Source organism: Rhodopirellula europaea 6C (assembly GCF_000338295.1).
In the GTDB taxonomy this organism is placed as follows: Bacteria; Planctomycetota; Planctomycetia; order Pirellulales; family Pirellulaceae; genus Rhodopirellula; species Rhodopirellula europaea.
In genome coordinates, this window is record NZ_ANMO01000204.1 from 1 (window position 1) to 7013 (window position 7013).

5 protein-coding genes are annotated in these 7013 nt (G+C 57.3%); 3 read left to right on the top strand and 2 right to left on the bottom strand.

The genetic code is table 11. The features are described from left to right. Window positions 1-50: 50 nt before the first annotated feature. Window positions 51-557 (bottom strand): hypothetical protein, encoded by a 507-nt coding sequence (locus RE6C_RS20850; protein ID WP_008659779.1) that lies wholly within the window; start codon window positions 555-557, stop codon window positions 51-53. Between the two features lie 143 nt (window positions 558-700). Beyond that, entirely contained in the window at window positions 701-4573 is a 3873-nt protein-coding gene (locus RE6C_RS20855; RefSeq protein WP_008659780.1) for a serine/threonine-protein kinase, read from the bottom strand. 241 nt (window positions 4574-4814) lie between these two features. Between RE6C_RS20855 and RE6C_RS20865 the strand changes: the two genes are divergently transcribed. From RE6C_RS20865 to hisG, 3 genes are all read left to right on the top strand, one after another. Beyond that, window positions 4815-5327, top strand: a complete 513-nt coding sequence (locus tag RE6C_RS20865; protein WP_008659783.1) for a hypothetical protein — start codon at window positions 4815-4817, stop codon at window positions 5325-5327. 139 nt (window positions 5328-5466) lie between these two features. Then, window positions 5467-5829 (top strand): phosphoribosyl-ATP diphosphatase, encoded by a 363-nt coding sequence (gene hisE, locus RE6C_RS20870; protein WP_008659786.1) that lies wholly within the window; start codon window positions 5467-5469, stop codon window positions 5827-5829. A gap of 104 nt (window positions 5830-5933) precedes the next feature. Further along, window positions 5934-6824, top strand: coding sequence for an ATP phosphoribosyltransferase (gene hisG, locus RE6C_RS20875; protein WP_008659788.1), 891 nt, complete (start codon window positions 5934-5936; stop codon window positions 6822-6824). The last annotated feature ends 189 nt before the right edge of the window (window positions 6825-7013 follow it).

The following is a 7013-nucleotide window of genomic DNA, read 5'->3' on the forward strand; positions in this document are numbered from 1 at the left end:
CGACCTCCGGGAGGGTCGAGGAAAGCGAGAAGCACAGCTCAACTTTCAGTTCAGCGGTTCCAGTACCGCGTGCGGCTGTTCGACCAGGCTCGGGTGCGGCTGCCAAATCCGGTGGAAGTGCTGCCGCCGTAAATCTGGCCGCGTTGCGTGCCAGTGTTTCGAATCCCTGTGTTCCCACCGGTGTAAATCCGGCCGTTTCCTTGCGACGTCACACCACCGTGGCTGATGTGTGTTCCGTTGCGTCCGATGGTCATGTTCAGGTTGTGACCGATCCCCCCGACTCCTTTGCCGCCCACGCCAATCGAATTCGACAGCGAGATGCCGTTGGGGCCGGCTCCCACGCCAAAGCCATGGCCGAAGTTGGTGCCATTCTTGGAACTGCTCTTCGATTTGGCAAATTTCCACTGGCCGTTCGCGGATGCACCCGCACTCGCTCCGCCATTGAGGAAATCGACATACGATCCAGCACTCTGTGCCGAAGCGGGTTGGCAAGTGGCCGCGACGAACAGGAGAGCAGCGACACCGGAGAGGACTTTGAAGTTGACGATCTTGGACATGGTTTTTCTCGCAAGCAGAAGGTTTCAGGAAGTGATTCGAGCGGCTGACTTGCCGGCTCACAAACACTTGCGAGATCCCCTCTCGGATCCCCTCACGAAATTCAAAACTTTTCCAAAGACGGTAAAACACCGTGTTTTGAGGCTCAATCCGCGTCGAACACCGTCACCGTCAAATCATCCAACCACGCTTCGCCCTCGCCGGCCGAGACAATCTGAACCTCCATCGGAATGCTGGTCAGCGTCGGATCCGGCGAGCGACCGAAGTAGATTTCGGTCTCGAATTTCTGCCAATCGTAAGTTCCCTCGGCCAAATCCAATCTCACCGGGACCTGGGACCCATCGACGATCAATTGCACAGCGTCTTCGTTTAAATCTTTTGCCTTGGCCCAAACCGAGACAACACACCGCGAATTTTCGGGAATCGGGAAAACCTGTTTGGTTCGCCCACCCTTTGGAATTGTTTCGCCGCCAGCCCCCGTCGCATCTTCACCCGGCAACGGTCGATCACCCACGATCCGCATCGAATACTCACCCGTGTGAGCCTGAGACGAGGTGACGCTGGCCAAAGACCGATATCCCGGATCGTTGATCCACGCGATGCCTCGATCGTTGGACCAGTAGTTCCATCCGCCTTGCTCAAAGCCACCGTTGAGCAGCGATGCTTGGTAAGGCGTTGGCGTCTCACCGTCCGCAATCAGCACCTTCGTCGCTCGCGGCAGTTTGTTGATTTCTTTGATCCAGTCCGACAGTTGCCGCATCTCCTCCTTTGGCTGCGACGTCTTCGCCCATTCCTTCAGCCGGTCATACAACGGCCGCACCGCGCCCAGCACTTCGCAACCAGGCTGTGCATCCAAAGCCGCTTGGACCGATTCGGCCGCTTCGGGATAGCTCCGCAGATAGGCTTGCGTCCGTCCAATGCCCAACAAACATGCCGCCTGGTGTTCACTCAGCTTCGCAAGCTTCGATGCCAGCTTGTAGAGCCCGAGAGCTTCTTCGTACTTACCCGAACGATCCTTGCAGGCAGCGATTCCGTAGGCCGCCCACAAGTGATGCGGATCCAACTGATTGGCTTTCTCAAAATCTTCCGCCGCGAGTTCCAATCGTTCGGCAGACAAATGAATGATCCCGCGAGCCGCCAACGCGTGAGCCAGCAAGGGTGGCGACAACCGATGGACTTGTCCCGATTCAAAGAGTTCGTCCAACACCACTTCAGCCACATCATTCTGCTGGCGTGTCAGATGAATGGATGCCAGTAGCAACGGGTAAACGGGCTGATCCTTATGCCGCTCCGTCATTTGCTCTGCGAACTGAATCGCATCGGATCGTCCCCGCAAATCTTCTGCCGCAATCAAAGCGGAATCCACCACCGGCACCAAAGCCAACGACTGCCGACATGTTTCCAGCAACACGTCAACGGCAAGTTCGTTTTGGTCAATCGCGGAAAGGGTCATGCCGTAGACCCATCCGACCCAAGGTTGTTTTTCGCCCAGCCGGAATGCGTTTTCCGCATCTTGCATGCTCCACAATAAAAGGTCTTCGATCCGTTCTTCACGGATGGACGGATCGACCGACTCATCGTCTCGCAACAGATCCGCCTGCATCCGATACAAAGCAGCACGGTCGGCGTAGCCAAAGCAGTTGTCTGGATTGATCGCGATGCATCGCCCAAAGGTTTGAATGGCCAACGAATAGCTCTGCCAAGTCAGCTCAGGCTGCTGGATCGCGGAGAAGTACTGCAGATGGCCGAGGGTGAGCTGCGTCCAATAGTGGTTCGGACGCAGTGACGCCGAACGCTGGAACAACTGGCGTCCACCTTCGACGGCGTCGAGGTTTTTGTAATCTTTGAACACCACTCGGAACGATGGATCCATGGCGGACAGCAAACACATGATGCCGATCTTTTGCGCATCAGCCGCGTTGCGAGCCGTCCCCAGCTCTTCGCCTTTGACCCATTTGCCATCGCCCAAACGGAAATTCGCGATCCCGCGGTACCACCGCACCGCCTCCGATTGCCGAAACAGTTCGACTCGTTCGCTCACAACCTTGGCGGCCTGAGCTTCTGCGATGCCGGCTTTGGTCTGCATCGCCGTCCAGGCCTTCCACAAACGCTCACTCGAATCCGATTCACCATCGGAATGTTTCATCACCCCGAACAATCGAGTCCCAATCGTCTTGACCAACATCCCGTCCAAGATGATCCACTGTTGGTAGGTGTCCCAAAGCAACCGATCCTTTTGATCGGCTGACAGATCCTCGTTGGGCAGGTAGTTCCACCAATCGCGTTGTTCCCAAATGCCAAGAGCCTTCAGCGCGTTCGATGCCGCCATGATTCCCTGTGTGTCACGGCTCATGATCCCAAACTCTTCGGCTTGTTCCGACAAATCGTAGAACGACACCAACCGCTGCATGCGTTCCGCCTTGGCGACGATCCGATCGCGATCCTGGCTGAACTCGGGTTCTTCCTCCAACGTTTTGGATGCCCGCTGCAGAATGCCCAGCGCTGATTCATAGCGTCCGAATTCGATTTCGCTGGCCGCGACCTGCCAATCGGAGTCCACCGAATTGCGAATCTCGTTCAACCGCTTTGCATTCGCGATGGTGAGTTCCAATTCCTTTTGATTGCGTTCGCGTTCAACCTTCAGGCGTTGCGAACTTTGGTAACTCCAAACCGCCGCTCCCGCGATGGAGCCGAACATCAACAACAGCGCAGCGACCGCGCCGCTGGTCGCCAGCGTTCGATGCTTTCGTCCCCAACGTCCAATCCGAACCGCCAGCGGATCACTGAATACCGACACGGGTTCGTCGCCCAACCAACGTTCCACGTCGGCCGCCAACGCGGCCACGCTCGGGTAACGATCCGCAGGCTTCCTCGCCATCGCTTTCAAACAAATCGCTTGCAACGGTTCTGAAACACTGGCATCGCGGCGACGTGGCGGTGTGACCTCTTCTTGGCGAACACGCTGAAGAATCTGGCTAACAGAATCATCTTGATGAGGCGGCGATCCCGTCAAAATTTGATACAGCGTCGCCCCCAGCAGATACACATCGGTTTGGCATCCAACCAGCGAAACATCTCCGTTCGCTTGCTCTGGACTCATGTACTGCGGTGTGCCCACGGTCCCGCCCGCTCGCGTGTGGCTGGAATCATTTTCGCCTTTCGTGGAAGCATCAGGTTTCGCATCGAATTTATCAGCGACGGCAATCTCCGAACCATCATCGAGCTGCTTCGCCAGTCCCCAGTCCACCACCAAAGTCTCGCCGTATGGACCGACCATGATGTTGGCGGGTTTGATATCGCGATGGATGATCCGCCGACTGTGCGCGTATTCGATCGTGTTGCAAACATCGACGAAACGATTAAGGATCGTCCGCAACGAACGAGCCTGCTCGCCATCGTTCGAAGAATTCGCATGCTTCGATTCGTCTTTCAACGAATCACGGTATTCGCGGATGACTTGCCGCAGCGTTTGTCCTTCGATGAAACGCATCGCATAAAACGGCCGTCCGTCCTTCCAAGTCCCCATGGCATAGACGGGCACGATCCCGGGATGTTCCAACCGGCCAGTGATCTCGGCTTCGCGAAGAAAGCGTGCGTTGGCTTCTTCGTGCCCGTTCCATTGCGGCCGGATTTGCTTGATCGCGACCTCCCGGTCGAGCTGCCGGTCGTGGGCGACCAAGACTTCGCCCAACCCACCTTCATCGTGACGCGAAAGGATTTGGAAACGAGCGGACTCGCTGACGGCGGCGTATTCTTCGGGGATGTCGCCGGACTCGTCAGGGTCAGCTTCACCGAACGCCTGCATCAATGGCGACGCCGGCATGAACTTGGACCTCAAGAACTCGTCTTCCTGAGCCGCTTCGTCTGCCGCGATTAGGTTGCGAACTTGGCGCAACAACTCCGCATCTCCATCGCACCGCTGCCGCAGATAAGCCTCTCGATCCGCTGCGGGCAGATCGATGGCATCCAAAAAAATGTCTTCTGCGTTGGATGACAGATCATCTGACAAAACGGTCACCTCGTTCGTTCAACATCGATTGTGTGGAGTGTCGATCTTTGTGGAAAAACGCGAATCCGCCTGGCGAAGCTTACTCGAACACCAACGGTCGACGGCTTCGGTTTGGCCGTCTTTTTACGATGGAAACAAAAAAACCGAAAAACGATGAGGGGTTAGCGATGGGTTTCTCGCAAGGTTCCGGTGAAGACAACAACGTCCTTCAAAACAACTTCTTGAAACTCGCTCACTGAGGAACCCAGCCATGTCCACTCGTCTCTTCGCCATCGCCGTCGCAGCCGCTTGCTTGATGACCGCCGAAGCCAATGCTCAAGTCACCGCCCGCAGCTACTCCAACGGCGGCACCGCGATCTCAACCGCCAGCGGCCGTGGCAACACTCGACTGAACGCCAGCTCCTACGCCACCAACGGCGGCTACGCTCGATCCGACATGCGAGGCAGCGGACGCAACGGTGGATTCGCTAGCGGAAACAGCACCGCCTACGCCAACGGCGGTGTCGCAATCAGCCAAGGTCGCTCATACGCCAACGGCTGGGGAGCCCGATCACACGCCGATTCACGTGCGGTCACTCACGGTGGATTCTCGAGAAGCAGCAGCACCGCCAAAGCACTTGGCAACTGGTCCAACGCTCGATCCAACTCGACCGCGAATTCATGGTTCGGACGATCCAGCACCAGCCGAGCACGTGCGGTCGACAATCGCTACATCCCGCAACCCTACACGCCGCCCGTGCAAAACGCGGTCATGCCTTGGTGATCTTCACCGCCTGAGTATGAGCTCAATCAGCACAACAACAACGGAACTCGCGGGCTTCATTGCCCGGCGGGTTCCGATCGTTTGTTGGCGGAAGTATGTTGGCCAGGGCAACTCACTCCTTCGTTGAAACGGAAATTCCATGCCCGAATCGTTGCTTCCCCTGGATCGTTTGATGGCCACCCTGCGGACCCGTGCCGCGGAGCGTCCCGAGGGCTCTTACACGACCAAGTTGATGAACGGTGGCGCCGAAGCGATCGGTCGAAAAATTCGCGAAGAAGCCGAGGAGCTGATCGAAGCCGCCGATGAACCAGACGAAGCCGGCCGCCAGCACGCCATCTACGAAGCCGGCGACCTGATCTATCACGCGATGGTCTTGATGGCCTGGCGTGGAATCGAACTGGACGAAGTCGCCGCCGAACTGGCTCGCCGCGAAGGCACCTCGGGCCTGGTCGAAAAAGCCTCCCGGCCGGCAAAAAAGGACTCGGGCACCGCCGATTCGTGAGCCCGAATACGCTGGGATCCAAACAGACACCTGCCAAAAATCAAGTTCAGCGATTACTCTTTTCGCCTCACTGACATTTTGGTTCTCGATCTTTTTTGGTTCCCATGACGACTTTGGCCCCCCTCGGAAGCGGCTCTGACCCCGACAGTTTCTTGCGTTTGGGGATCCCCAGCAAAGGCCGACTCAGCGAACTGGCCACCGGGCTGCTGAACCAAGCAGGATTGAGCTTTCGCCGCCAAAATCGAGGCCTGTTCGCTCGAGTCAGCGGGCTGCCAATCGATCTGATCTTTTTGCGAACCGATGACATCCCGACCTTGTGTGCCGAAGGTGCCATCGACATGGGGATCACCGGCAGCGACCTGGTCGAAGAAGCCGGTGCCAATGTCGAACAACGCATGGCGTTTGGTGTCGGCCGATGCCGACTGGCGTTCTGCGTCCCCGATGACGAAGACTACACCGACGCGGCGCAGCTCGACGGCAAACGGATCGCGACCAGCTTCCCGCACGTCACCGAGCAATACCTCGCCACCAAAAACGCGAAAGCACATCTGGTGTCGCTGTCCGGCAGCGTCGAAGCGATGATCCGTCTGGGCGTCGCGGACGCGATCGTCGACTTGGTCGAAACCGGCAGCACTTTGGCCGCCAACCGCTTGCGGATCCTGGAAGAAATCGGTCACTACGAAACCATGCTGATTCAAAACGGAACGCATCGCCGCAAAGAAGTTGCCGACCGTTTGGTTTCGCGACTCGAAGGCGTGGTCCTCGCTCGAGACTATTCCCTGGTCGAATACAACATCCCACGATCGCAACTTGCCGAAGCCGAAAAGATCACCCCCGGTTTCAACTCGCCGACCATCAACTCGCTCGAAGACAAAGACTGGTGTGCGATCCAGGTCATGGTCCGACGCGGCGAAGTCGTCGAAGTCATGGAACGCCTCAAAGAAATCGGCGCGTCCGGCATCTTCGAAATGACGATCAATAATTGTCGCTTGTAGGTCGGCTGCAAACGCGGAACGGTGTCTTCAACGGTTCCGTCAGGCCACATTCAAACACCAAGCCACATCGATTCCCAGATGCAGCGTGTCACACCGTTCGCACAACGCTGCTCAACAGCATCACCCCGCCACGCAAAGAGGTCGTGCAGTTTTTTGATGCCGCTTTTCGGCTGACTTACACACGGCGTA